At 73.5% G+C, this 24,869-nt stretch carries 20 protein-coding genes and 1 riboswitch; of the genes, 11 read left to right on the forward strand and 9 right to left on the reverse strand.

Annotated elements, in window-relative coordinates; translation table 11 throughout:
• Positions 1-24: 24 nt before the first annotated feature.
• Entirely contained in the window at positions 25-504 is a 480-nt protein-coding gene (locus IG64_RS12050; protein WP_037854906.1) for an SRPBCC family protein, read from the reverse strand.
• A 761-nt stretch (positions 505-1,265) separates the two neighbouring features.
• Between IG64_RS12050 and IG64_RS12055 the strand changes: the two genes are divergently transcribed.
• Positions 1,266-5,297: an endo-alpha-N-acetylgalactosaminidase family protein gene (locus tag IG64_RS12055; protein WP_037854907.1), complete on the forward strand. Its 4,032-nt coding sequence runs from the start codon at positions 1,266-1,268 to the stop codon at positions 5,295-5,297.
• A gap of 208 nt (positions 5,298-5,505) precedes the next feature.
• Here the strand turns inward: IG64_RS12055 and IG64_RS12060 are convergent, their stop codons facing one another.
• Positions 5,506-6,978 carry a glycoside hydrolase family 43 protein gene (locus tag IG64_RS12060; RefSeq protein ID WP_037855027.1) on the reverse strand — a complete coding sequence of 491 codons (1,473 nt, stop codon included), beginning with the start codon at positions 6,976-6,978 and terminating at the stop codon, positions 5,506-5,508.
• Between the two features lie 356 nt (positions 6,979-7,334).
• Between IG64_RS12060 and IG64_RS12065 the strand changes: the two genes are divergently transcribed.
• Positions 7,335-7,754, forward strand: coding sequence for a hypothetical protein (locus IG64_RS12065; RefSeq protein WP_037854909.1), 420 nt, complete (start codon positions 7,335-7,337; stop codon positions 7,752-7,754).
• 96 nt (positions 7,755-7,850) lie between these two features.
• Here IG64_RS12065 and IG64_RS12070 read toward each other — a convergent pair whose 3' ends face one another.
• Positions 7,851-8,021, reverse strand: a complete 171-nt coding sequence (locus IG64_RS12070; RefSeq protein WP_037855028.1) for a DUF5670 family protein — start codon at positions 8,019-8,021, stop codon at positions 7,851-7,853.
• Positions 8,022-8,129: 108 nt separating this feature from the next.
• On the reverse strand, positions 8,130-9,059 hold the full coding sequence (locus IG64_RS12075; protein ID WP_051812720.1) for a helix-turn-helix domain-containing protein: 930 nt from the start codon (positions 9,057-9,059) through the stop codon (positions 8,130-8,132).
• A 167-nt stretch (positions 9,060-9,226) separates the two neighbouring features.
• Between IG64_RS12075 and IG64_RS12080 the strand changes: the two genes are divergently transcribed.
• Complete coding sequence (locus tag IG64_RS12080) at positions 9,227-10,009, forward strand: alpha/beta fold hydrolase (RefSeq protein WP_420709915.1); 783 nt, start codon at positions 9,227-9,229, stop codon at positions 10,007-10,009.
• A 124-nt stretch (positions 10,010-10,133) separates the two neighbouring features.
• Here IG64_RS12080 and IG64_RS12085 read toward each other — a convergent pair whose 3' ends face one another.
• The 4 genes from IG64_RS12085 to IG64_RS12100 form a co-directional block, all read right to left on the reverse strand.
• Positions 10,134-10,589, reverse strand: coding sequence for an SRPBCC family protein (locus tag IG64_RS12085; RefSeq protein ID WP_037854915.1), 456 nt, complete (start codon positions 10,587-10,589; stop codon positions 10,134-10,136).
• A 377-nt stretch (positions 10,590-10,966) separates the two neighbouring features.
• On the reverse strand, positions 10,967-11,824 hold the full coding sequence (locus tag IG64_RS12090) for a biotin-dependent carboxyltransferase family protein (protein ID WP_037854917.1): 858 nt from the start codon (positions 11,822-11,824) through the stop codon (positions 10,967-10,969).
• Complete coding sequence (locus IG64_RS12095) at positions 11,821-12,468, reverse strand: 5-oxoprolinase subunit B family protein (RefSeq protein ID WP_037854920.1); 648 nt, start codon at positions 12,466-12,468, stop codon at positions 11,821-11,823. The genes IG64_RS12090 and IG64_RS12095 overlap by 4 nt, the downstream gene beginning before the upstream one ends.
• Complete coding sequence (locus tag IG64_RS12100; protein ID WP_037854921.1) at positions 12,465-13,217, reverse strand: LamB/YcsF family protein; 753 nt, start codon at positions 13,215-13,217, stop codon at positions 12,465-12,467. Before IG64_RS12100 ends, IG64_RS12095 begins: the two co-directional genes overlap by 4 nt.
• A gap of 188 nt (positions 13,218-13,405) precedes the next feature.
• Between IG64_RS12100 and IG64_RS12105 the strand changes: the two genes are divergently transcribed.
• The 6 genes from IG64_RS12105 to IG64_RS42820 all read left to right on the forward strand — a co-directional run bounded on the left by IG64_RS12105 (position 13,406) and on the right by IG64_RS42820 (position 18,763).
• Positions 13,406-14,125 (forward strand): DUF969 domain-containing protein, encoded by a 720-nt coding sequence (locus IG64_RS12105; RefSeq protein WP_037854922.1) that lies wholly within the window; start codon positions 13,406-13,408, stop codon positions 14,123-14,125.
• Positions 14,122-15,096 carry a DUF979 domain-containing protein gene (locus IG64_RS12110; protein WP_037854924.1) on the forward strand — a complete coding sequence of 325 codons (975 nt, stop codon included), beginning with the start codon at positions 14,122-14,124 and terminating at the stop codon, positions 15,094-15,096. The genes IG64_RS12105 and IG64_RS12110 overlap by 4 nt, the downstream gene beginning before the upstream one ends.
• A 77-nt stretch (positions 15,097-15,173) precedes the next feature.
• A complete protein-coding gene (gene pcp, locus IG64_RS12115; protein ID WP_037854926.1) occupies positions 15,174-15,824 on the forward strand; it encodes a pyroglutamyl-peptidase I in 651 nt (216 codons plus the stop codon).
• Complete coding sequence (locus tag IG64_RS12120) at positions 15,824-16,843, forward strand: DUF2891 domain-containing protein (RefSeq protein WP_037854927.1); 1,020 nt, start codon at positions 15,824-15,826, stop codon at positions 16,841-16,843. The genes pcp and IG64_RS12120 overlap by 1 nt, the downstream gene beginning before the upstream one ends.
• Before the next feature lie 27 nt (positions 16,844-16,870).
• Positions 16,871-16,965: riboswitch (TPP riboswitch) on the forward strand.
• Positions 16,955-18,358 carry a purine-cytosine permease family protein gene (locus IG64_RS12125; protein WP_037854929.1) on the forward strand — a complete coding sequence of 468 codons (1,404 nt, stop codon included), beginning with the start codon at positions 16,955-16,957 and terminating at the stop codon, positions 18,356-18,358. Its footprint overlaps the riboswitch before it by 11 nt.
• Before the next feature lie 282 nt (positions 18,359-18,640).
• On the forward strand, positions 18,641-18,763 hold the full coding sequence (locus tag IG64_RS42820; RefSeq protein WP_267883401.1) for a hypothetical protein: 123 nt from the start codon (positions 18,641-18,643) through the stop codon (positions 18,761-18,763).
• A gap of 257 nt (positions 18,764-19,020) precedes the next feature.
• Here IG64_RS42820 and IG64_RS12130 read toward each other — a convergent pair whose 3' ends face one another.
• Positions 19,021-19,461: a universal stress protein gene (locus IG64_RS12130; protein WP_037854932.1), complete on the reverse strand. Its 441-nt coding sequence runs from the start codon at positions 19,459-19,461 to the stop codon at positions 19,021-19,023.
• Between the two features lie 412 nt (positions 19,462-19,873).
• On the opposite strand from IG64_RS12130, the gene IG64_RS12135 reads away from it, so the two are divergent.
• Both IG64_RS12135 and IG64_RS12140 read left to right on the forward strand, forming a co-directional pair.
• A complete protein-coding gene (locus IG64_RS12135) occupies positions 19,874-23,638 on the forward strand; it encodes a S8 family serine peptidase (RefSeq protein ID WP_037854933.1) in 3,765 nt (1,254 codons plus the stop codon).
• A gap of 165 nt (positions 23,639-23,803) precedes the next feature.
• A complete protein-coding gene (locus IG64_RS12140; RefSeq protein WP_037854936.1) occupies positions 23,804-24,853 on the forward strand; it encodes an aldo/keto reductase in 1,050 nt (349 codons plus the stop codon).
• The last annotated feature ends 16 nt before the right edge of the window (positions 24,854-24,869 follow it).

The raw sequence follows: 24,869 nt of genomic DNA on the forward strand, positions 1-24,869 counted from the left end.
GGGTCCCGTCGGCGTCCCGACGCGTCAGAGGGGCGTGCCGCCGGTGTCACCCGGGGTGATCCGTCCGCGCCAGGCCCCGCTCTCGCCGCCGCGTTCCTCGATGTACTTCTTGAACCGCTTCATGTCCCCCTTGACGCGCCGGTCCATCACACCCAGCAGGTCGCCGGCCTTCTCCGCCATGCCGCTGGGCTCGATGTCCATCACCAGCTCGACGCGCGTGTGCGAGTCGTCGACCCGCTCGAAGCGGACCGAGCCGCGCTGGTGGGTGTCCCCGCTGGTGGTGCGCCAGGTGATGCGCTCGTCCGGGAGCTGGTCGACGATCTCGGTGTCGAACTCGCGCGTGACGCCGGACACCTTCGTGACCCAGTGGTTGTGGCGGTCGTCCAGCTGCCGGATCTCCTCCACCCCGTCCATGAAGTGCGGGAAGGACTCGAACTGCGTCCACTGGTTGTACGCGGTGTGGACGGGGACGTCGACTTCCACCGTTTCCTTGACCGTGCTCATATCCGTGCGCCTCCGGTTGCTGATCACTTTCTGCGGACCAGGCTCTGCTGGTCACTTCCTGCCGGTCACTTTCCGCCGATCAGGTCCTGCTGATCAGCTCTCGCTGACCAGGTTCCGCCCGATCGACCGCGGGGGACCCACGGCCCGCCCGCCCGGCACGGTCCGCGAGTACCCGGCCCGTGCGGCTTTACGACTGCGCGTCGCACGGTCCTGCCGCCAATGTGCGGTCCACCGGTGCCGCGGGCGGTCCGCCGGGCCTGGTCACCACCCTGCGGGACACCACCGAGCCGCGGGCGGTCACCGGCGGGTTCCGCTCGGTGCCGGGGGTCTGCCGTTCGAGGCGGTGGAGTCGACGTGCCCCAGGGCAGCCGGCTGGTGCTGTCCACCGACGGCCTCGTTGGCCCGCCGCCGGGACGCCGACAGCGGCAGGGAGCCGTTGCGGCAGTGCCCCGCCCGCGGCGGGCGCACCCCCGAGGAGAGGTGTACCGATGTCCTGGCCGCCCTGCCGACCGGGCCGCCCGGGGCCGTCGGCACGGTGACCGCACGAGTGTCGCCTCGGCAGCGCCGCACGGCGACTTCGACGGCTTCTGTTATCGATGCCAAGAAGTGAGCCCGGCAGCGACATCGCCACCCAACCGCTGTCACACGGAAGCATTACGTACGGGGGAACAGGTCACGAGCCTATTGTTATCGATAACTTTCCCTTACTGTCTTCCTCACTCTCCCGTTCAGAGCCACGAGGAAGCCCCCAGGTGGATCCCATGCCCCTGCACCACTCCCGACGTCCGCGGCGCCGCGGGCGCCCGAGACCCGGCGCCGCGACGGCCGCCGCGCTCATCGTCCTCGGCACGCTCTCGGCCGGCGCCCTGCCGGCCCGGGCCGGCCAGGCCGCGGTCCCGGCCACGGCCGCGCCCGCTCCCCCGGACACCCCCGCGACACCGGTCGAACTCACGGGCCCGGGCCTGACGGTGCGGGTGGCCGAGGAGTTCCCCCAGGTCATCTCGTACACGATGGACGGCAGGACGCTCGGCGGCCAGGCACGCGCCCTGGACACCTTCACCGTCAACGGCAAGGCGCACACCGCCACCACGACCATGAAGGCGCACGGCAGCCAGGCCGTCTACACCTCCACGTTCGCCGACCTGCCGGACCTGACCATCACCTCGACGATCACGGTGACCGACCGGCGGACGGTCGTCTTCGCGGTGAAGAGCATCGAGGGCGCCGCCGCGTCGGCCGTCGACCAGCTGGCGATCCCCGACCAGTCACTCGTCTCGGTCGACTCCTCGGCCGCGCGTGCGGCACTGGCCCGGACGCGGATCTCCGCGGACTCGACCACCACCGCCGACCAGTTCCTCCCGATCACCGCGGCGACGGCCCCCGACAAGGCCGCCGTCGGAACGCCGTACGGCTTCGTGAGCGACGGCGCTCTGGCCGCCGGCGTCATCACCAACGCGACCGACGACTCCGCGCAGGACAACAACGACAACTGGAACACCCGTCTGCAGTCCCGGATCGTGGACGCCGGCAACGGCGCCCGCCGGGCCGAGCTGTCCGTCGGTTCGTACACGTACGCTCCCCGGGGCGCCACCGACCGGCGGGTACGGACGTACGCGCTGCCCCGGGCCACCGTCGTGCTCTCCGGGGACGCCAACGGCGACGGGACGGCCAACTGGCAGGACGGCGCCATCGCCTACCGTGCCCGCATGACCCGCCCGCTCGGCGCGGACCGGGTGCCCGAGCGGGTCGTGCAGCACATCCCGTTCAACTTCGCCGGCCAGGCGACCAATCCGTTCCTGAAGACGCTCGACAACGTCAAGCGGATCTCGATGGCCACGGACGACCTCGGCCAGTGGGTGCTGGAGAAGGGCTACGCCGACGAGGGCCACGACTCGGCCCACCCCGACTACGGCGGCAACTACAACGTCCGGGCGGGCGGCCTCACCGATCTGAACAAGCTCACCGCGGCCGGTGCCGGCTACAACTCCGACTTCGCGGTGCACGTGAACGCCACCGAGGCCTACCCGCAGGCCCGGCACTTCACCGAGGCGCTGGTCAAGGGCCAGGCCGACGGCTGGGACTGGCTGAACCAGTCGTACCACATCGACCAGCGCACCGACCTGGGCAGCGGCGCGATCCTCGACCGGTTCGCGCAACTGCGCAAGGAGGCGCCGGGCATCAGGACCGTCTACATCGACGCCTACTACTCCAGCGGGTGGCTGGCCGACGGACTGGCCGCGCAACTGCGGAAGATGGGCTTCGAGGTCGCCACCGAGTGGTCCTACAAGTTCGAGGGCAGCTCGGTGTGGTCGCACTGGGCCAACGACAAGAACTACGGCGGCGCCACCAACAAGGGCATCAACTCCCGCATCGTGCGGTTCATCGCCAACTCCGACCGTGACGTGTGGAACGTCGATCCGCTGCTCGGCGGCAGCAGCATCAAGGAGTTCGAGGGCTGGACCGGCCACGACGACTTCCAGGCCTTCTACCGCAACATCTGGACCGACAACCTGCCCACCAAGTTCCTCCAGCACTACCAGATCACTGACTGGGACCCCGGGAAGTCCGCCACCCTCACCGGCGGCGTGCGGGTCGCGCTCGACGACGGGCGGCGCCAGGTGTCGATGGACGGCGCGGTCGTGCTCGACGGGGACACCTATCTGCTGCCCTGGGGCGAGGCGGAGGACGGGAACGGCACCTCCTCCCCGAGCCGGGCCGACAAGATGTACTACTACAGCGGGTCGGGCGGCACCCACACCTTCACGCTGACGAAGCAGTTCGCCGCCACCCGCTCCTTCACCCTGTACCGGCTCACCGACCAGGGCCGCGTGAAGGCGGGCCGGGTGCGGGCCGAGGACGGGAAGGTGACGGTCACCGGCGACAAGGACAGGCCTTACGTCCTCGCACCGGACGGTGACCGGGCTCCGCACCGCTCGGCCCACTACGGTGAGGGCACCGCCCTGGCCGACCCCGGCTTCAACGCCGGGGACCTCGACGCCTGGAGCCCCCGGGGCGCGGCGGCCCTCGCCCGGACCGGCACCGGCGACAACGTGGTGCGCCTGGGCGCCGGGGCGTCCGGCATCTCCCAGCGGGTCAAGGGCCTCACCCCCGGCAGGCGGTACACACTGAGCGCCGACGTCGAGGTCGCCGCCGGGCAGCGCCGCGCCGTCACCCTCGGTGTGCGGGGGCACGGGGTGCGGGCCCGCAACGGTTTCGACACCACCCCGCTGCGCAACACGGTGGCCGCCGACGCCAAGCAGGGCACCTACGCGCAGCGCGCGTCCGTCGCCTTCACCGCCCCGGCCGGCGGTCAGGTCACCGTGTCGGCGGGCGCGGGGGCCGGGGACGCGGCGGTCACGGTGGACGACGTCCGGCTCATGGCCGACACCTCGGCACCGGCGCCGGGCGGCGGCGTGATCGCCCGTGACGACTTCGAGGGCAACCAGCCGGGCTGGGGGCCGTTCGTGAAGGGCGACGCGGGAGGCGTCACCGACCCGCGCACCAGTGTGAGCCGCCTGCACGCGCCGTACAGCCAGAAGAGCTGGAAGAACACCTACTCGCCCTACGACTCCGGTGCCCTCAGGGGGCAGGCGGTGGACGACGTCATCGACGGCGGCCACTCGCTCAAGGCGCACGAGGAGAACACCGGACTGGTGTACCGCACCGTCCCCGCGACGGTGCCGTTCGTGGCCGGGCACAAGTACGCGGTCTCCTTCGAGTACCAGAGCAACGTGGACGGACAGTGGGCCTGGGTGACGGGCGCCGACCGGGTCGGGGACGGCAAGGCCGTCTCCCGGGACATCACCCGCGACGCGCTCGCCCCGGCCCTGGACACCACGACGTACTCGAAGGAGATCGTGGCGGGCTGCGGCGACACCTGGGTCGGCCTGCGCAAGCTCGGCGGCGCGGCCGGCACGGACATGGTGCTCGACGACTTCCGGGTGACCGATCTCGGCGCGGTCGGCGGCGGCGCCGCCTGCGCGAGTGTGACCACGCCCGCCGGCACCGACCTGAGCCCGGGTGTGCCGGGCGAGTACGTCACGACGTTCACCGACAACGAGGAGACCGACGCCACGGACGTCCTCGTGCGTCTCGAGGGGCTGCCCGCCGGCTGGACGGCGGCGGTCAAGGACCGTGACGGCAACGCCTTCGGGCGTGTGCGGCCCGGCGCGACGGTCAGTACGACCTGGCTCCTGACCCCGCCGGCCGGCGCAGCGGGCACGTCGGCGACGTGGAAGGTGACAGCCTCCTACACGGGCTCCGGGGCCGCGAAGACGGTGTCGGCGCCGGCCAGGGCCGCGGTGGCGAGCGTGCCGGTCCTCTCCCCCGGCTCGATGCGGGCCGCCGCCGACTCGGAGAACCTCTCCTCGGGAGCGGCGGAGGGACCGGTCTCCAACGTGCTCGACGGCGATCCGGGCACCATCTGGCACACCGACTACACCGGGTCCGAGGCGCCCTACCCGCACTGGGTGACGCTGCGGCTGGGCGGTCCGTCCGACGTGAACGGTCTCGGCTACCTCGACCGGCAGAGCGGTGGGCAGAACGGCCGCGTGGCAGGGTACGAGGTGGCCGTCTCCGACGACGGAAGCACGTGGACGACCGTGGCCGGGGGCTCGCTCGTCGACTCGCCGGAGATGCAGCGGATCTCGTTCCCCTCGGTGCGCGCCTCCTACGTGCGCTTCACCGCGCTGAACGCCCTCAACGGACAGCCGTTCGCGGCGGCCGCCGAGATGCGGGTCTACGGCACCGTGGCGGATCCGCCCACCGGTTACCCGCCGGCCGGCCGGGCGTAGCACTCCGACCGCGGCCCGCCGCGACCGGCATCGGTGTCCGTCGGTCGCGGCAGGCCGTCCGGTGCGTGCCGCCCGCCCCGCGCGGGGTGCCGCGAGGGCTTCCCGTGCGTCGCACCGCGGGCGGGCGCAGGGTGACGTGACGATTCCGGGCGCTGCGCGGCGGCCCTCCGGGACCCGGTGTTCCGCCGGGACCGGGGGGCCGCCCGTGTCAGTTCACGTAGACCTCCGCCCGGTCGACGCTGACGTACGACGCCTGGGACTGCCCGTCGTGCTCGCCCGTCACCCGCACCCGCAGGGTGTGCCTGCCGTAGGGCAGGGCCGGGCTGAGGAACTGGAGCGTCTCGCCGGTGCGGATCGCGCCGTAGTAGTCGATGCGCTGCTCGGGTCCGCCGTCGACGCTGAGGGCCGCGTAGCCGTTGCCGGTGTCACGGACGGACAGCAGGGCGATGCGGATGCCGGTGAAAGTGAACGTGGCGGTGTTCCCGGCGGTCGCGCTCCAGTGGTCGTCGCCCCAGAAGCACTGGACGGCGCAGCCGGTGCCGGAATTCCAGGAACCGGTGTAGGTGACGGTCCCGGCGCCGTCGGAGCGGCCGTCGTCGTTGATCCAGTACGCGCCGGGGCCGGGGTCCCCGGAGGGCAGGTCCTGGGTGGCCCCCGTCGCGAGCGGGACGCCGAGGGCGGGGCTGCCGTCGGCGTTCCAGCCGATGCGCTGCGCCCGCGTGGTGCGGTCGCCGTAGGTGTAGGCCGAGGTGGTCTTGGCGTGGTAGACGATCCAGTCCTGGGTGCCGTCGGGCGAGCGGAAGAAGGCGTGGTGGCCGGGCCCGAACACGCCGTGGCCGTCGGCGCGGGAGAAGACCGGCCCCTGGTGCTGCCTCCAGTTGCCGGGGACGAGCGGGTCGGAGCCGGACGGCAGGGACATCATCCACACCTGGTAGTCGGGCTTGCCGGTGTCGCAGGTGGAGTAGGTCATCCAGGTGCGTCCGTTGCGGTACAGGAACTCCGGGCCCTCCCGGACCTCCGGGCAGCCGCCGGCGGCGTCGATGGCCACGGCGTCGCCGGAGACGGTGTACGGGTTCGACAGCGGCGCGATGTTGATGCCGTTGTGCTGGTACTGGTTGATGCCGCTGTAGGCGAGGTAGAGACGGCCGTCGTGCTGGAGGATGCCGGGGTCGATGGCGAAGTCGGAGGCGTGGTTGGGCGGTACGAGCTTCGCCTTGAAGTGGTAGGGGCCCGCCGGGTCGTCGCCGTCGGACTGCGCGACGTAGATCCGGTGGTGGTCGTCGGTGCCGTCGTCGGCGGTGTAGTAGAGGTACCAGCGGTCGCCGAAGCGGTAGAACTCCGGTGCCCAGATGTCCCGGTCGCGGGAGCCGTCGGTGTCGGTCCAGACGGTCACGGGAGCGGTGGTGAGCAGCGTGCTCAGGGACGGCGAGCGCCACATGCGGATGCTGCCGCCCTGGGTGGTGGTGAGGTAGTAGTTGCCCCTCCAGTAGGTCATGAACGGGTCGGGGCCGGTGTTGAGCGGGTTGCGGAACGTGCCCGCCGCCGCGGTGCGCTGGGCCGCCCGGGCGGCGGCGGGGCGCAGGGCGCACGTACCGGCGAGGATCAGGCCGAGCACGGCGAGGACGCCGAGCAGGCGCAGGGCGAGAGGTGGGTACGGGGTTCCGCGGCGTTGCGTGTGCATCAGTTGCCTGGGCATCAGAGGCTCCTTCTGGCAGGCCCGTCCGCACGCCGGGTCGCGCTGTGCGCCGAGCCCCACCGCTTTGCATCGATGCAATGACGACGATGCGCCACCGTAGGACCGGGTTGACACACCGTCAAGAGGGCCTCCGCGGCAGCCTGCCGGAGTCTTCGGCCTGCTCCGCGACGCAGGGACTTCCCCTCTCCCCCGGACACCGGCTCCGCTGTTACAAGACAGGGACAAAGCGCCGATGAACGCCCGCCCGCGCCGCGCCCTCATCTCTAGTGACTGCGCCAATCGGCACGTAGGTGCCCTTCGGCGCGAAAGACTCTTGTCGCCCAGAAAGGGGCAGATCAGTGATGGTCTCGAAACGGGGTTCTCTGCGTACGGCCGTCGTCGGTGTCATCGGCGCGGCCTCCCTCGCTCTCGCGGGCACCGCGATGGCGGCCACTCCGGCGGCGCACACCGCGGCCCGCGGCGCCGTCACGCAGCAGGCCGCGCCCGCCAAGGCCGGCATCACCGCCAAGCCGTCGGTGACCTCGGTGCGTGCCTGGCAGCTCTTCCGGGTCACGGGCCGGACCACCGGTCTCAAGCCCGGCAGCAAGGTGACCCTCCAGCAGAAGCAGCACGGCAAGTGGGTCAGCCTTCCCGCGTCCGTGAACACCTCGCGCACCGGCTCCTACTCGCTCGGCGTCAAGCTGGGGCTCAAGGGCAAGAACGACCTGCGCATCGTCAGCGGCACGGCGGCTTCGGCCGTCTTCCAGGTGACGGTCCGCTGAGCCAGGGCGCGAATCCGGCGCCGCCACCGCACGCAGACGCGCAGGGGCCCGGCCGTCACCGGCCGGGCCCCACCCGTCCGCGCGTCCGTGCCAGGTCTACCACCGGTACCAGCGGCCCCTGCGGCCGCCGCTGCCGGCGGGCCTGACCACGAAGCCCAGCAGCCACAGCACCAGTACGATCACCGCGATCCACCACAGCGCCTTCAGAGCGAAGCCCGCACCGAAGAGGACCAGGGCGAGAAGAAGAACCAGCAGCAGGGGAACCATCGTCATCAACCTCCTGGCCACCGGATGCCCTGGCTTCCTCCGCGCACGCCCGCGGAACGCGGGTTATTTCCACGCCGGGCGGGGCATACGCGGGGCCGACGTGGCCCCTCAGGGCCCGGACGGAGCGGCGCCGTGGTCCGGACCCGCGGAGAGGGCGGCGGTCCAGGCCGTGGGGGCCAGGCCGGTCTGGCGCCGGAAGAAGGTGGTGAAGTTTCCGGTGTCGGCGAATCCGAGGCGGTGTGCGCAGGCGCCGGCCGGCAGGCCGGTGTGGGCGAGCAGCCGCTTCGCCTCCAGCAGGATGCGCTGGTCGAGGAACGCCTTGGCACCGGTTCCGGTGGCGGCCCGGGTCGCCCGGGTCAGGGTCCGTACGTCGTAGCCCAACGCCCGGGCGTAGTCGGCGACTCGGTGCCAGTGCGCGAAGTGCTCCTCGACGGCGGTGCGGTAGGCGCGGAAGACCGCCGGCGCCCGGCCGCCGGCCGCCGGGCGGGCCGCGCGGCCGGCCGCGTCGCGGGGAGAGGGCTCACTGGGCAGGGCACGGACGCGCAGGACCAGCGCGGCCAGCAGGTGCCCGAGCAGCGCCGGGGAGGCCAGGCGCGGCGACCGCACCGCCGCGCGGTGTTCGCGGCCGAGGTGCTCGGCGGCCAGCTCCGCCAGTGCGAAGGCCTGCGGTGACAGGCGTCGGCACACGGGCGCGGCGGCGTCGGCCGTTTCGAGGCCGGGGTCGGGCAGGAAACCCGGCTGGAACAGGATCAGGGGACCGTCCACGCCCTCGACGTCGCTCCAGCGGTGCACCGCACCGGGTCTGATCCACACGACACTGCCCTCGCCCAGCTCATGGCGCTCGAAGTCCGCCTCGTGGCTGCCGCTGCCCCGGGTGATCAGGGCGAGGACGTGGAAGTCGGGGCGCTGCAGCTGGGTGCGGCGCCTTGCGGTGTCCGTCCTTCGCAGGGACTCGAAACTGAGGACCTCGACCCCGTAGGCGGCCCCGACGGCGGGGAGGTAGCGCAGCTGCCGCACAGCAGGCTGTCCGTTTTCCACAAGCACTCGTTCTCTTTCCCGCAAGGCGCGCGGGCGCACCGGCATAGCGTCGTCCTCGTGAGCGAGGCAGGCGGGACGCGCCGTTCGGGTCGGTTCCGGACGGGGCCCGTCCGCCGCGACAGCGGAAAGAGGACGTGAAGGTGTCGAATACTACAAGGACGGTGACCGTGGCGGGCGGCTCCCTGCGGGTGCGGACCGGGGGCGGCGGCAGTGCGGTCGCGCTGGTGTTCACGCACTACTGGGGCGGCTCGGCGGGCACCTGGGACGAGGTGGTGCGGCGCCTGCCGCGGGAGCAGACGACGGTCCGCTTCGACCAGCGCGGCTGGGGCACGTCGCGTGCGCTGCCGGGCCCGTACCACCTCGACCGGCTCGCCGACGACCTGATCCGGGTGGCCGGGGAATGCGTCGCAGGTCCCTTCGTCCTCGTCGGTCACTCGATGGGCGGGAAGGTCGCTCAACTGGCTGCCGCACGGCGGCCGTCGGGGCTGGCCGGTCTGGTGCTGGTGGCGCCCGCTCCCCCGTCGCCGGCCGCCGCCGTGACGGAGGAGTACCGGCAGGGCCTGTCCCACGCCTACGACTCACCGGAGTCCGTCGGCCACGCCCTGGACCACGTCCTGACCTCGGTCACGCTCCCGCAGGACACACGGGACGCGGTCGTACGGGACAGTCTCGCCGCCCCGGACGACGCCCGCACGGAGTGGCCGCTGCGCGGGATCGCGCAGGACATCACCGCTCAGGCGCGGGACATCGAGGTTCCCGTGGCGGTGCTGGCCGGAGAGCACGACGCGGTGGAGCCGCCCAGCGTGCTGCGCGAGTGTCTGCTGCCCTTCGTGCCGCACGCGAGCATGACCGTCGTCCCGGGCGCCGGGCACCTGCTGCCGCTGGAGGCTCCCGGGGCGGTCGCGGACGCGGTGCGCCGCTTCGTGGCGGCCGTCCCCGTCCGGACCTGAGCCGCGCGTGGCGCGTGCGGCGGGCGGTCGGTGCCGCCGGGCGGGACGGGCCCGGGGCCGCCTGGGGGCGGGCTCGCCGCGGGGCCGGAGGGCGGCCCCGCGGCGGCCGGTCCCGGCGGGTGCTTCAGCCGGCCGTGCCGTGGTCGGCGGCCGTGCCTGCGTAGGCCGCCAGGCCTTCGGCCATCCGCCGCATGTAGCGGGTCAGGTACCACTCCCAGAGCCGCCCGGTGCCGGGCAGCTTCGGCTCGAAGTCGGCGGCCCAGGTGATGTCGGTTCCGCCGTGCGGTGCCTCGGCGAGTTCGACGGAGCCCCGGTAGGACCGGAACGGCCCGCCCTCGTTCTCGTAGACGAACCGGCGGTCGGTGACCAGCTCGGTGACGCGTTCGCGGGAGACGGCCCGGCCGGTGCGGAAGATACGGGTGTCGCCGACGTCCTGGCGCTCGGCGGGGTCGCCGCCGCCCTCGATCTCGACCGAGTCGATCGGTGACCAGGCGGGCCAGGTCACCCCGAGGAGGAGCAGGGTGTAGACGGTCTCGGGCTTCGCCTGCGAGCGCGCGGTGACGCGGTAGTGGTACGGCATCCCGTCACGCTAGTGCGGGCACGGCGGCGGGGGGATGCGCGGAATTGCGCATCCGCCGACTCGGTCTTGCGGTGCGCCGGCCCCCGCCCCGGCCCGCCCCGCCCGACGGAGCCCGGGCCCCTCTCACCGGCCCCGGATCGGCCTCGCCGGATCCGGCCTTTCTGCCCGCCCCGGATCCGCCTCCCTGCCGCCACCGGTCCGCCGGCGACGGCACGGCACCTCTGCCGTCGGTGCGCGACCGCTGTCGTCGCTGCGCGACCGCTTGTGCCGGCACGGAACCCGGGCACGGCCGCCTCGGCCGCCGGGAGCGGACGTGCGGTACGCACCCGCCGACGTCCCCCGCGCCGGGTCTCCACGCCGGGCCGGGGCGCGGTCCCTCACCCCGGCGTGAACCGCACCGGTGTCCCCGCAGGGGCCTGGGCGGCCGATGCCAGGCCCGGTTCCGCGACGACCCCGATCACCGGGTAGCCGCCGGTCGTCGGATGGTCGTTCAGGAAGACGACCGGGCGTCCGTCCGGAGGGACCTGCACCGCGCCGAGCACCATGCCCTCGCTGGGCAGTTCACCGGGCCTCGCCCGTTCCAGCGGGGGCCCCTCGGTGCGCAGACCGACGCGGTTGCTGTGCGGGGAGACGCGGTACGTCGCCGAGAAGAGGGTGCGCAGCGCGGCGGCGGTGAACCAGTCGGCGCGGGGCCCCGGGCGCAGGGGCAGGACGAGTTCGCCGGGCGGGGCCGGCCAGGGTGCGGCGCCGGGCAGCGCCGTCCGCCCGGCGGGGGCGCCCAGGGGGAGGACGTCTCCCGCGCGCAGGGGCTCCGGGCCGAGCCCGGAGAGCAGGTCGGTCGAGCGGCTGCCGAGGACCGGTGCGACGGCGACACCGCCGGCGACGGCCACGTACGAGCGCAGTCCCGCCGTCACGGTTCCGGCGTCGAGGACCGCGCCCGCGGGCACGTGCACCGGCGTGCCCCAGGCGGCCGGGCGGCCGTCGACCGTCACGGGGCAGGGCGCGCCGCCGACCACGACGGTGACGGCCCGGCCGGGGCGCAGGGCGCAGCCGGTCACCGTGGTCTCCAGGGCGGCGGCGTCGGGGTCGTTGCCGAGCAGGCGGTTGGCGAGGCGCAGGGCGGGCGCGTCCAGCGCCCCGGAGCGCGGGACGCCCAGGTGGGCGTGGCCGGGCCGGCCCGCGTCCTGGACCGTGGTGAGGGCGCCGGGGCGTACGACGGTGATCTCGGGACTCATGCCGTCTCGTCCTCGGCGACGAACCGCACCCGGGTGCCGGGTGTGAGGAGCGCCGGTTCGTCCCGGGTGAGGTCCCACAGCCGGCCGGGGTCGGCCATCGTGCCGATCAGCTGCCAGCCGCCGGGGGTGGCGCGCGGGTACACGGCGGTGTAAGGACCCGCGAGGCCGACCGCACCGGCCGGTACCCGGGTGCGGGGGGTGTCGCGGCGCGGCACGTGCAGGGGTCCGGGCAGCCCGGTGAGGTAGCCGAACCCGGGCGCGAATCCGCAGAAGGCGACGCGGTAGGTGTACGAGGAGTGCCGGGCGGCCACCTCCTGGGGGCGGATCCCCCACAGGGCGGCCACGTCGGCCAGGTCCGGACCGTCGTAGCGGACGGGTATCTCGGCCACTCCCCCGGTCCCGGCGGCCCGCGCGGGGACGTCCCAGCGGGCGAGGCGGCGGGCCAGCGCCGCGGGGTCGGACACGCCGTCCAGGAGGACGGTCCGCGCGCCGGGCACGATCTCCTCGACCGGCGGCAGGGTTCCGGCCGCGCGGCGGCGCAGGAGTTCGGCGTGGAAGGCGGCGGTGCGCTCGGCGTCGGGCAGGTCGACGAGCAGGGCGTGCCGGCCGGCGGTGCGTACGGTCAGGGGCCGCTCGCCGGTCATGCGAAGGCCCCGACCTCGACGCCCGCGCTCTCCAGCGCTGCGCGGACCCGGGCCGCGATGAGGGCGGCGCCCGGGGTGTCGCCGTGCACGCACAGGGAGCGGGCGGCGACCGTGACGGTGGTGCCGTCCACGGCCCGGACGGCGCCGTCCACCGCGAAGGCGACCGCGCGGCGCACCACGGTGTCCTCGTCGGTGACGACGGCGTTCTCCCGGCGGCGCGGTACGAGGGTGCCCTCGGGGGTGTAGGCGCGGTCGGCGAAGGCCTCGGGCACGGGGGTGAGACCCGCCTCCGCCGCCGCGGCGAGCAGGCGCGAGCCGGGCAGGCCGAGCACGGGCAGGCCGCCGCCCGCGAGGGTCACCCCGGCCACGACGGCGGCGGCCTGTTCCGCATCGTGGACGGTACGGTTGTAGAGCGCGCCGTGCGGTTTGACGTAGGCCACGTCGGCGCCCGCCGCCTGGGCGAAGACGCGCAGCGCCCCGATCTGGTACGCCGTCTCGGCCGCCAGTTCCTCGCCGGGCACGTCCATGGCGCGCCGTCCGAACCCGGCCAGGTCACGGTAGGAGACCTGGGCCCCGATCCGTACGCCGCGCTCGGCGGCGAGGTCGCAGACGCGGCGCATCACCGAGGGGTCGCCGGCGTGGAATCCGCAGGCGACGTTGGCGCTGGTGACGACCGACAGGAGGGCGTCGTCGTCGGTGAGGGTCCAGCGTCCGAAGCCTTCACCGAGGTCCGCGTTGAGATCGATCACGCCTCGAAAGTAGACGATTGTTGAACGATCCGACAAGGGGTGCCGTGGTCGCCGGGAGGCGGCGACGTGAATTCACCCCTTGTTCGATCGTTCAACGATCGCCTAGGGTCCGTGCATCCCCCTGGAACCGGAAGCCCGGCTCCGCCCCCGCGGGGCGCCCTGTCCCCAACGCCTGAAGAAGGCCGCGCATGATCGTTCTCCTCGGTGTGGTCGTGGTGATCCTCGGATTCGTCACACGCCGCAATCCCGTCCTGGTCGTGGGCGTCGCCGGGATCGTCACCGGACTGCTCGGCAGGATGAACCCGCTGGAGGTCCTCGCGGCCTTCGGCCGGTCCTTCGCCGACAGCCGCTCGGTCACCGTCTTCGCCATCGTGCTCCCCGTGATCGGCCTCCTGGAGCGCTACGGCCTGCGTGAGCAGGCCCGCAACCTCATAGGCCGTCTCGGCAGTCTCAGTGCCGGCCGCTTCCTCACCGTCTACCTGCTGGTCCGGCAGGTCACGGCGGCCTTCGGCCTCAACAGCATCGGCGGTCCCGCGCAGACCGTGCGGCCGCTCGTCGCGCCCATGGCCGAGGCGGCGGCCGAACGGACCACGGGCGCGGCGCTGCCCGAGCGCCTGCGCGAGAAGGTGCGCTCCTACGCGGCCTCGGCGGACACCGTGGGTGTCTTCTTCGGCGAGGACTGCTTCATCGCGATCGGCTCGATCCTCCTGATCACCGGTTTCGTGAACTCGACGTACCACCAGGAACTCGAACCGACCCAGCTGGCGCTGTGGGCGATCCCGCTCGCCGTCTGCGCCTTCCTCATCCACGGCGCCCGTCTGCTGCTCCTGGACCGGCAACTGGAGCGCGAGATGGCGCTCGCCGCCGCGGAGCACGACCTGCCGCTGCCGAAGGGAACCGCCAAGTGATCAAGGTCGAATGGCTCTACTGGCTGGTGGGCCTCGTCTTCGTCGTCATGGCCGTGCAGATGGCGGCCGACCGCAGCAACCCGAAGCGGTGGACGTCCGCGGCGTTCTGGGGGCTGCTCGGCCTCACCTTCCCCTACGGCACCGGCGTCGCCAACGGTGAGGCGCAGGGCGGCGGCTGGACCCTGCCCGCCGAACCGCTCGGCGTGGCGGTCCTCGTGCTGATCGTGCTCGCCGGGTTCAACTTCCTCGGCAAGGGCGTCCCGGTGACCACCACCGCCGAGCAGCGCGAGGCCTCCGCCGCCCGGCTGGGCAGCCGGATCTTCGTCCCGGCCCTGACCATCCCGCTGGTCGCGATCGTGTGCGCCTCCGTGCTCGACGACTCCGGGCTGTTCGAGACGGGCAAGGCCACGCTGATCGGGCTCGGCGTCGGATGCGTCGTCGCCCTCGTCGTCGGCATGCTCGTCACGGGTGAGAAGAAGCTCTCCGTGCCGCTGCACTCCGGCCGCTCCATGCTGGAGGCGATGGGCTCCGCGCTGCTGCTGCCCCAGCTCCTCGCCGTCCTCGGGTCGATCTTCGCGCTCGCCGGGGTCGGCACCCAGGTCGGCAAGATCGTCGACGACGTGCTGCCGGACAACTCGAAGTACCTCGCGGTGATCGCGTACTGCGTCGGCATGTTCCTGTTCACGGTGATCATGGGCAACGCGTTCGCCGCCTTCCCCGTGATGACCGCGGCGATCGGCTGGCCCGTCCTGATCGAGCAGATGCACGGCAACGAGGCCGCCGTCCTCGCCATCGGCATGCTGGCCGGTTTCGCCGGCACGCTGTGCACGCCGATGGCCGCCAACTTCAACATCGTCCCGGCCACCCTGCTCGAACTGAAGGACCAGTACGGGCCGATCAAGGCGCAGATCCCGACGGCACTGCCGCTCCTGGTCTGCTGCACCGTGATCATGGCGGTCTTCGCCTTCTGAGCCGCCCGGCCGGCACCGCGCCCGCCGGCCCGCCCGTGTCCCGTCCGTCCCACCGCCGTCCCCGTGAAGGAAGTCCCATGACCCGTGTGCTCGTCACCGGCTTCGCCCCCTTCGGCGGCGAGACAGTGAACCCCTCCTGGCAGGCGGCCTCCCTCCTGGCCGCCGAGCCGCCCGCCGGGCTCACGGTCACCGCCGCCGAACTCCCCTGCGTCTTCGCCACCTCCCTCGGCGCGCTGCGGGACGCCGTCCGCGCCTGCGCCCCCGACCTGGTCCTCTGTCTGGGCCAGGCGGGCGGCCGTCCCGGTGTCACCGTCGAACGCGTCGGCATCAACCTCGACGACGCCCGCATCCCCGACAACGACGGCGCGCAGCCGGTGGACGAACCGGTCGTGCCCGGCGGCCCCGCCGCCTACTTCTCCTCGCTGCCCGTCAAGGCCTGCGTCGCCGCCGTGCGCGCGGCCGGGGTCCCGGCCGCCGTGTCCCACACCGCCGGGACCTTCGTCTGCAACCATGTCGCCTACGGCCTCGGCCACCTGATCGCCACCGAGTTCCCGCACGTCCGCGGCGGTTTCGTGCACGTGCCCTGGGCGCCGGAGCAGGTCACCGACGGCACCGCCCCGGCCCTGGAGCCCGCCACCGTCGCCCGCGGACTGCGCGCCCTGCTGGTCGCCGCCGCCACCACCCCGGCGGGCCAGGACCTGAAGACCGCCGAGGGGACCACCCACTGATGCCGCTCACCTCCTACGCGGCGCCCTTCGCCCGGCTCGCCCTCGCCAACATCACCCGCGAATACCCCAACTTCCCCGCCCACCTGGTCACCTCGGCCGGACAGGACGTGCGGCCCAGCACCCTCCACCCGGCCTTCTACGGCGCCTACGACTGGCACTCCTCGGTGCACATGCATTGGCTGCTCGTGCGCATGCTGCGCCGCCACGGCGCGACGCCCGCGCTCGCCGGGACGGCGCCGTTCACCGAGGTGCTGGACCGGCACCTCACCCCGGACGCGCTCGCCGTCGAAGCCGCCTACCTCCTGGAGCGGCCTTCCTTCGAGCGGCCCTACGGCTGGGCGTGGCTGGTCGCGCTCGCCGCCGAGTGCCGGGCGTACGGGGGCGCCGCCGGCGCACGCTGGAGCGAGGCGCTGGCACCGGCCGTCGCCGCCGTCGACCGGCTGCTGGCCGACTGGCTGCCGAAGGCCACCTATCCGGTGCGCCACGGCAACCACCCCAACAGCGCCTTCAGCCTCGGCCTCCTCCTGGACGCCGGGGAACTGTCCGCCACGACCACCGAGGCCGTGCGCGAACGCCTGCTGGCCTGGTTCGCCGACGACCACGACGCTCCCGCCCACTGGGAGCCCTCGGGCCAGGACTTCCTGTCGCCCGCGCTGAGCGAGGCCGACGCGATGCGCCGGGTGCTCGACGGGGAGCGGTTCGCGCAGTGGCTCGACCGTTTCCTGCCCGCGCTGCGCTCCGGCGCGCCCTGCCCGCTCCTGGACGTGCCCGTCGTCTCCGACCACGCCGATCCGCAGATCGGTCACCTGCTGGGCCTCGCCCTGAGCAGGGCCGCCGCGCTGCGGTCGATCGCCGGGGCGCTGCCGGCCGGCCCGGTCCGCGGCCGCCTGGCCGAGGCGGCCGACGCGCACCTCGCCGCGGGCCTGCCCGCCGTGGAACGCGGCGACTTCACCACCGACCACTGGCTGGCCACCTTCGCCGTGCTGGCGCTCGACGTGCCGGACCCCGGCGAGGCCTGACGGCGGGCCGGGCTATCCTGGCGGCCGTACCTGGACACGGGGTGCCCCCGCAGGGGGCTGAGATCACACCCGTCGAACCTGAACCAGTTAGGACTGGCGGAGGGATGTCACATGTCATGGCCGCATGCCCGCACCGAGCCGGCCGTCGCCGGCCCGCGGCACGTCTTCGACGGACGGATGCCGACGGCCCCCGGTGATCTGCGGATGGAGGCACGCGGCATCACGCCGGTGCCCGAGGACAGCCGCTACGGCGGCCCGGGACGGCTGTTCACCGTCTGGTTCGCCCCCAACCTGACCATGACCGGCGTGTTCACCGGCACCGTCGGCATCGCGCTCGGACTGGACGCCGCCACCGCCCTCGCCGCCGTGGTGCTCGGCACCCTGCTCGGCGCGGTGCCCACCGCCTACCTGGGCACCTGGGGAAACCGCACCGGCGCGGCGCAGATGCCGCTGGCCCGCCTGGCCTTCGGCGGGGCCGTCACCGTGCCGGCCGCGCTGCAATGGCTGTCGTCCATCGCCTGGGACGCGCTGATCGGCCTGTTCGGCGGGGAGGCGCTGGCCCAGTTGTGCGGCTGGCCGTTCTGGGCCGGCGTCCTGGTGATGATGGCCGGCCAGGGCGCCCTGGGCGTGCTCGGCTACGAGGCGATCCACCGGCTGCAGACGGTGATGACGTTCGCACTCGCCGCGGCCTTCACCGTCCTCGCGGTCAAGCTCCTGGACCACGCCCACCCGGCGGCCACGGCCGGCACCGCACACGGCGCCGACAGGGCCGGCGCGTTCGTCCTGACCTGCACGATCGCACTGAGTCTGGCCCTGTCCTGGGCCCCCTACGCCAGTGACTTCAGCCGATATCTGCCCCGCTCGGCGTCCCGTCCGCGCATGTTCTGGTGCACCCTGCTCGGCATCGGCCTGTCCTTCGTGGCGGTGCAGGCGCTCGGCCTGTGGGGCGCCGCCGAGTTCACCGACCAGACCGCCCACGGCGTGGACACACTGCTCGGCGGGGGTCCGCTCGGCGCCTTCGGACTCCTCTCGATCGCGCTCGCGGCCCTGTGCAGCAACGCCATGAACGACTACAGCGGGTCGCTGGCCCTGCAGACCATGGGCGTGCGCCTGCCCCGGCCGCTCGCCGCCGCCCTCGCCGCCCTGCTCGGCTTCCCCCTGGTGCTGTGGATGCACGCGGCCGACACCACGGCCCGCTTCCAGAACGTCCTGCTGTTCGTCGGGTACTGGATCCCCGCGTTCGTCGCGATCGTCGTCGTCGACTGGGCGGCCCGTGCCCGGGCCCGCGGCGGCCGCCCGGTCGAGCTGTCGCACGAGACGGCCCGCCCGCAGTCCTGGTGGCCGGCGCTCACCGCGTTCGTCGTGGCCTTCGCCGTGTCCGTGCCCTTCATGAACACCGGCCTGTACACCGGACCGGCCGCCCAGGCCCTGCACGGCGCCGATCTCGCCTACCCGGTGGGCTTCGTGACGGCCCTGCTCGTCTACGCGCCGCTGCGCGCACGGCGACGGCGCTGAAGGACACGCCCGACGCGGTCGGGGCGGTGCGCCGGAGGTGGGAACGGCGCTACCACCGCCGGTGGCGCCGCGCCACTCGACGGCGCGGGAGGACGGGCACCATGGCCGGGACGCCCGGGACGCGGCACGGGCGCTCGGCTGCCGCCCCGGCCACAGCCCCAGCAGTCACAGCGGTAACGAAGTGCGCTTTAGCCCATTCGGCCCCACACTGAGAAGTGCCTCGCCGCGTGCGGCTCGCGGGGCCGGGTGAAGAGTCCGCCGGTGCTCCCCTCGGGAGGCTCCATGGTTGTGGTAGCGCTGTGCACTCCGATCGCGATGATGCTGCTTCTGCTGGGCATGGACGCCTTCGAGGAACTCCTGTCCCGCTGGTCGACCGATCCCGACGAGGAGCAGCCGGAGCCCTGACCCCGACCGGCCGTCCGCGAGCGCTGGAGCCCTGACCCCCGACCAGCTTCCCGGAGCGGCCGAAGTCCGGGCAGCGGACCGTCGGCACAGCGGAACAGCGCTCCGTAAGACCTGCGAACGAAACGGGAGTCCGAGCCGGGCGCCCGTTTTGTTCGCAGCTCTGAGTCCTCCGGAGCGCTGTTCCGTCATGTGCGGGGCCGAGAGGGTGGGTGCCGCCCCGGGGGGTCAGCTCTCGGGGGCCGCGGTGCCCTCCCGGGTCACTTCCGCCCGGTCGCGGTGTCGTCCTCGGGGGCCAGGAGGACGGCGATCCGGCTGGCGTGGGCGACGGCGTCGCTGACACGCGGGCTGATGAACGCCTCCAGAGCGCTGCGGTGGTGGTGGCCGAGGACCAGGAGGTCGGCCTGGAACTCCTCGGCGGCGGCGGAGATGGCGGTGGCGATCTGCGTGGTCAGACCGCCCGCGACGGCGCCCTCGGCGTCGACGCCCGAGTCCCGCAGCGTGGTGACGGCCTCGTCGACGACGGTCTTGGCCTCCGCGTCGTTCTCCAGGGGGACGACGGCGGCGAGCGTGGCCGCGGTGGGGGCGACGTGCAGCACCCGGACCTTGGCGCCGGTCAGCCGGGCCACGTCACCGGCCAGCCGGACCGTGGCGTGACGGGCGGGGCTCGGATCGACGGCGACGAGAACGCGGTGGAACATGAGCTGACTTCCTTGTCTGTACGTGTTTCTGAGTGCTCTTCGGGTGTTTCTCCGGAAGTGTCTTCGGGTGTGGCCGCAGGTGTGCTTCCGGGTGGCACCGTCGCGATCGCACCGGGGCCGGTGCGATCGCGACACGTCGTGAACACGCGACGGCGGTGATCTGTTCCACGAGGCCGGCCGGTCCCGTCCCCGAGCCCGCCCCCGCGCCGCCGCACGGCCCGGTGGCGGGAAACGGCCACAGCGCAAAACCGCCTCGTCCCGCCCTCTCCCCCCAGCGGTCCGTCTGCCAGGGTGGTGCCCACCGCAGCACCAACCACCTTCCGCGATCCGGCTGTTCACGCATGCCCGCACGGGCGGATCGCGCAGACGTGACACCGGTACGCACGTGCCGGCGCACAGATTCGGGAGAGCGATGCGCTCGATATCGCGAACAGTCCTGGGGGTCACGACGGCCACGGTCCTGGCCGTCACCGCGGCCGTGCCCTCGATGGCCGCACCGCCCCGGGACACCACCGCACACGAGAGACCGGTCATCGGCACGTCCGCGGCCGCGGCGCGGACCGCGCGCGGCACGGTCGTCACGCTCGTCACCGGCGACCGGGTCCTGGTCACCGAGGATCCGTCCGGACACAGCTCCGCGGTCGCGCTGCCCGCCGAGGACGGCAGCACCCCGCTCCTGCAGACCCGGCAGGTGGGCAAGGACCTCTACGTCTACCCGGAGAGCGCCACCGCCGCCCTCGCCGCCGACCGCGTGGACCAGGAACTGTTCAACGTGACCGGACTGGTGCGGCAGGGCTACGACGACGCGCACTCCGGGGTGCTGCCGCTCATCGCCGTCTACGACAAGGCCGCCGGCGTGACCCGCGACGCCCCCGCCACACCGCGCGGGGCCCGGCGCGGACTCGTCCTGGAGTCCATCGACGGCGTCGCCCTCAAGGCCGGCAAGAAGGACGCCACCGCCTTCTGGGCGGACGTCTTCGCACCGCGCTCACGGGCGGCCCGGGGCCTGAAGAAGCTGTGGCTGGACAGCAAGGTGCAGGCCGCCCTGGACACGTCGACGCGGCAGGTGCGCGCGCCGCAGGCCTGGGCCGCCGGGTACGACGGCAAGGGCACCAAGGTCGCCGTGCTCGACACCGGCGTCGACGCCGCACACCCCGACCTACAGGGCCGTATCAGCGCCACGGAGAACTTCACCGACTCACCCGACACGGACGACCGGCAGGGACACGGCACCCACACCGCCTCCACCGTCGGCGGCACCGGCGCGGCCAGTGGCGGTAAGCAGCGCGGTGTCGCGCCGGGCACCGACCTCCTGATCGGCAAGGTCCTCGACGACTCCGGTTCCGGCGACACGTCGTGGATCATCGCCGGCATGGAATGGGCCGTCGCCCGGCACGCCGACGTCGTCTCCATGAGCCTGGGCAACCCGGCCCGCACCGACTGCTCCGACCCGATGGCCACCGCCACCGAGGAACTGGCCCGCGGCAACAGGAACACGCTGTTCGTCATCGCGGCCGGGAACACCGGACCGTCCCTCGATTCGGTCTCCTCGCCCGGCTGCGCGCCGAGTGTGCTGACCGTCGGCGCCGTCGACGGGAACGACGCGACCGCGTCGTTCTCCAGCCGCGGCCCGGCCTACGGCTCGCACACCCTCAAGCCGGAGATCGCCGCGCCCGGCGTCGGCATCCTGGCCGCCTCCGCCGGCGGCCGCGGCCTGTACGCGTACCGGGAGATGAGCGGCACCTCCATGGCGACCCCGCACGTCGCCGGCGCCGCCGCCGTCGTGCGCCAGCGCCACCCCGGCTGGACCGCGCAGCAGGTCAAGGCCGCGCTGGTGTCCTCCGCGGACAGCACCGTCCCCGGGGACGTGCGCGAGACCGGCGGCGGCCGGCTCGACGTGAAGGCCGCGGTCGACGAGACGGTGCTCGGTGCGCCCGCCGTGCAGGGCGGCAGCTTCGACTGGCCGCAGACGGAGGCGGACCGCACCACCGTCGAGGTGCCCTACACCAACACCACCGACCGGCCGGTCACGCTCCGCCTCGGCGTGGAGCACGTCACCGGCAACGACGGCAGCGCCGTCCGCTCGGCCGTCGCCCGGCTGGGCAGCAGGTCCGTCACCGTACCGGCGGGCGCGACCGTCGGGGTGCCGCTCCGGCTGGACCCGGCGGCCCCGCTGAAGGCGAGCCAGTACGGCGACGTCACCGGCCGCGTGACCGCCACCTCGGGCAAGGTCACCGTGTCCACGCCGTTCTCGCTCTACGTCCAGCCGCGGACGGTCAGCCTCCGCGTCCGGCTCGTCGACCGCGGCGGCCACCCCGCCGCCGGCTCCTCGTCCCTGGACCTCGTCGGCACCGACGACGCCTCCGGCGAGCGCCGCTTCAACGAGGGCGCCGCCGAGCAGACGTACCGGATACGTCCCGGCAGCTACTTCCTGTCCTCCTTCATCGTCACCCCCGACAGCGACGGCCCGGCGGCCGGCTCGGTGACGTACGAGGGCCGCCCGCAGCTGGAGATCACCAAGGACACCACCGTCGTCCTCGACGCGCGCCGGGCGCACCGCCTTTCCGTGCGCACCGACCGGCCCGCCGAGGACCGCGGCGCCACGCTGGCCTTCGCCCGGACCTGGGGCGGCACCTGGCTGCACGCGGGCAGCATGAGCGGTGGCCGCGGCACCGGGGACTACTACGCGGACGTGCGGGGCCGCGCCCACGACGGCGGCTTCGAGTTCGGCAGCTACTGGCGCCGCTACGCCCCGCAGATCACGGACTTCGGCATCGCCGACGGGCCGGCCCTGCACCCCGTCACGGCCTCCACCGGCTCCGTGAACCTCGACGGCACCGGCCGGGCGGACGTGGTGGACGCGGGCGCGGGCACCGCCGCCGAGCTGGCCGCGGCGCAGGTCAAGGGGAAGATCGCCCTGGTCCGGATCCCGGACGGCACCACCTCCGTGCTGGAGCAGGCGCGGGTCGCCGCGGCCGCCGGAGCAGTCGCCCTCCTCACCCACCACGACGCCGCGGGCCGCTGGTACCCCTCGGTCGGCTACACCGGCGGCCCCCTGCCGGTGCTCGGGCTCCCCGCCAAGGAGGCGGAGGACCTCCGGCAGCGGCTGGCCTCGGGCCCCGTCGTCCTGCACTGGCGGGCCACCGCGGTCAGCCCCTACGTCTACAACCTCGCCTTCCCGGAGAGCGGCCCCGTCGCCTCCGACCGCACGTACCGCGTGCGCGACGCCCGCCTCGGCCGTACCCGGTCCGTCCTGCACGCCATGGGTGCGGCGGGCGACTACCTGTCCACCGTCGTCGCGCACCGTCCGGACACCGACATCGTGCTCGGCTCGGCCGACCCGGTCACGGTGCCCGGCGAGCGCACCGAGTACTACTCCGCGGGCGGCACCGGCTTCTCGCAGAGCGTCTCCAGCAGCTTCCCCTGGGGCGAGAGCATGACCAGCGCCGTCCGCACCTACCAGGCGGGCCGGCAGCTCACCGAGAGCTGGTACGGCGGTGTCCTGGCCCCGGCCACGCCGCGGGACGCCTCCGGCGCGGAACAGCTCGCCGCCGAGCGGCAGGGCAACCGGATGGGCATCATGCCGGCCTTCTGGGGGGACAGCGACCACAGCGGCGTCCAGGGGTCCTTCGGCGACCTCGGGTCCATGACGCTGCGCATCGACGGCGAGGAGGCCGGCACCAGTTCCTACCCCTTCGGGTCCTTCACCGTCCCGGCGGCCGACTCCGCGTACGAACTGACCCTGAGGACCATGAAGTTCGGGCAGCCCGCGCAGGTCTGGAAGCGGTCCGTGGCGACCGAGACCACGTGGTCGTTCCGCTCCCGGCTGGAGGAGAACGTGTACTCGCGGGGGCTGCCGGTCCTCTTCCCGCGGTACGGACTGCCCGAGGACGGCATGAAGACGCTGGCCGCGCGGGACGGGCAGCGCATCACCCTGGGCGTCACCGGCCACGCCGGCTACCACCCTCAAGGGCTGCGCGCCGCCGGGCTCTCCTACTCCTACGACGGCGGCGCCACCTGGACCGAGGCGGCGACGGCCGAGCACGACGGCGTCTGGAGCGCGACCGTGGACCACGCCGGCGCCTCGGGCCGGCAGGTCACCTTGAGGACCCGCCTGACGGACACGAACGGCAACTCGGTCACCCAGACGGTGACCCGGGCCTACGACGTCCGCTGAACCGGAGCCCCCGACGCGGCGCCCGCCGGAGGAACTCCCCTCCGGCGGGCGCCGCTTGGCGCGCGGCGGCCGCAGGACGGCCGCACGGCAGGGCTCTTGCCCTGAAGTGGGCTCCAACTCGTAGGGTCACGCCCACCAGCGGACGACACCCAAGAGGAGAAGCGCATGCGCCACCGCGTCCTGGGCGGTACCGGCATCGAGGTCAGCCCCTACTGCCTCGGCACCATGATGTTCGGGTCCATCGGCAACCCCGACCACGACGAGTGCGCCCGGATCATCCACACCGCGCTGGACGAGGGGATCAACTTCGTCGACACCGCCGACATGTACTCGGCCGGGGAGTCGGAGACGATCGTCGGCAAGGCGCTGAAGGGCCGGCGCGACGACGTGGTGCTCGCCACCAAGGTGCACTTCCCCATGGGGGAGGGCCCCAACCGGGGCGGCAACTCACGGCGCTGGATCGTGCGCGCGGTCGAGGACAGCCTGCGCCGGCTGGGCACGGACTGGATCGACCTGTACCAGGTGCACCGGCCCGACCACCGGACCGACGTCGAGGAGACGCTCTCCGTCCTCACCGATCTCGTGCACCAGGGCAAGATACGGGCGTTCGGCTGCTCCACGTTCCCGGCGGACCAGATCGTCGAGGCCCACCACGTGGCCGACCGACGCGGTCTCCAGCGGTTCCGCACGGAGCAGCCGCCCTACTCGCTGCTGGCCCGGGGGGTCGAGCGGCACGTGCTCCCGGTGACCGAACGCCTCGGCATGGGGGTGCTGACCTGGAGCCCGCTCGCCTCGGGGTTCCTGACCGGCCGCTACCGCAAGGACCGGGCCGCCGATCTGAGCAGCGGGCGCCCGGCCCTGCACCCGGACCGCTTCGACCCGTCGGTGCCGACGACCACGGCGAAGCTCGAGGCCGTCGAGCGGCTGGTGGCCGTGGCCGGGGAAGCGGGCTGTTCGCTGCCGGAGCTGGCCATCGCCTTCCCGCTCGCGCATCCGGCGGTCACGTCGGTGATCATCGGCCCGCGCACGCCGGAGCAGCTGCGCGCCACCCTCAAGGGCCGCTCCGTGGTGCTCGACGACGCGGTGCTCGACCGCATCGACGAGATCGTGCCGCCCGGGACCGACGTGTACCAGCCGGACGGCGTGTGGGCTCCGCCGTCGCTCACGGTTCCGGCGCTGCGGCGCCGCCCGGCCGGTTCCCGCTCGGCGGCGTGACGGCCGAGGCACCGGC

Origin of the sequence: Streptomyces sp. NRRL S-340 (assembly GCF_000720185.1) — a bacterium.
GTDB lineage: Bacteria > Actinomycetota > Actinomycetes > Streptomycetales > Streptomycetaceae > Streptomyces.

Excerpts from the sequence above, each read along its gene's own strand:
- IG64_RS12050 (WP_037854906.1), bottom strand. The coding sequence starts at position 504 with ATGAGCACGGTCAAGGAAACGGTGGAAGTCGACGTCCCCGTCCACACC.
- IG64_RS12055 (WP_037854907.1), top strand. The coding sequence starts at position 1,266 with ATGCCCCTGCACCACTCCCGACGTCCGCGGCGCCGCGGGCGCCCGAGA.
- IG64_RS12060 (WP_037855027.1), bottom strand. The coding sequence starts at position 6,978 with ATGCACACGCAACGCCGCGGAACCCCGTACCCACCTCTCGCCCTGCGC.
- IG64_RS12065 (WP_037854909.1), top strand. The coding sequence starts at position 7,335 with ATGGTCTCGAAACGGGGTTCTCTGCGTACGGCCGTCGTCGGTGTCATC.
- IG64_RS12070 (WP_037855028.1), bottom strand. The coding sequence starts at position 8,021 with ATGGTTCCCCTGCTGCTGGTTCTTCTTCTCGCCCTGGTCCTCTTCGGT.
- IG64_RS12085 (WP_037854915.1), bottom strand. The coding sequence starts at position 10,589 with ATGCCGTACCACTACCGCGTCACCGCGCGCTCGCAGGCGAAGCCCGAG.
- IG64_RS12090 (WP_037854917.1), bottom strand. The coding sequence starts at position 11,824 with ATGAGTCCCGAGATCACCGTCGTACGCCCCGGCGCCCTCACCACGGTC.
- IG64_RS12095 (WP_037854920.1), bottom strand. The coding sequence starts at position 12,468 with ATGACCGGCGAGCGGCCCCTGACCGTACGCACCGCCGGCCGGCACGCC.
- IG64_RS12105 (WP_037854922.1), top strand. The coding sequence starts at position 13,406 with ATGATCGTTCTCCTCGGTGTGGTCGTGGTGATCCTCGGATTCGTCACA.
- pcp (WP_037854926.1), top strand. The coding sequence starts at position 15,174 with ATGACCCGTGTGCTCGTCACCGGCTTCGCCCCCTTCGGCGGCGAGACA.
- IG64_RS12120 (WP_037854927.1), top strand. The coding sequence starts at position 15,824 with ATGCCGCTCACCTCCTACGCGGCGCCCTTCGCCCGGCTCGCCCTCGCC.
- IG64_RS12125 (WP_037854929.1), top strand. The coding sequence starts at position 16,955 with ATGTCATGGCCGCATGCCCGCACCGAGCCGGCCGTCGCCGGCCCGCGG.
- IG64_RS42820 (WP_267883401.1), top strand. The coding sequence starts at position 18,641 with ATGGTTGTGGTAGCGCTGTGCACTCCGATCGCGATGATGCTGCTTCTG.
- IG64_RS12130 (WP_037854932.1), bottom strand. The coding sequence starts at position 19,461 with ATGTTCCACCGCGTTCTCGTCGCCGTCGATCCGAGCCCCGCCCGTCAC.
- IG64_RS12135 (WP_037854933.1), top strand. The coding sequence starts at position 19,874 with ATGCGCTCGATATCGCGAACAGTCCTGGGGGTCACGACGGCCACGGTC.
- IG64_RS12140 (WP_037854936.1), top strand. The coding sequence starts at position 23,804 with ATGCGCCACCGCGTCCTGGGCGGTACCGGCATCGAGGTCAGCCCCTAC.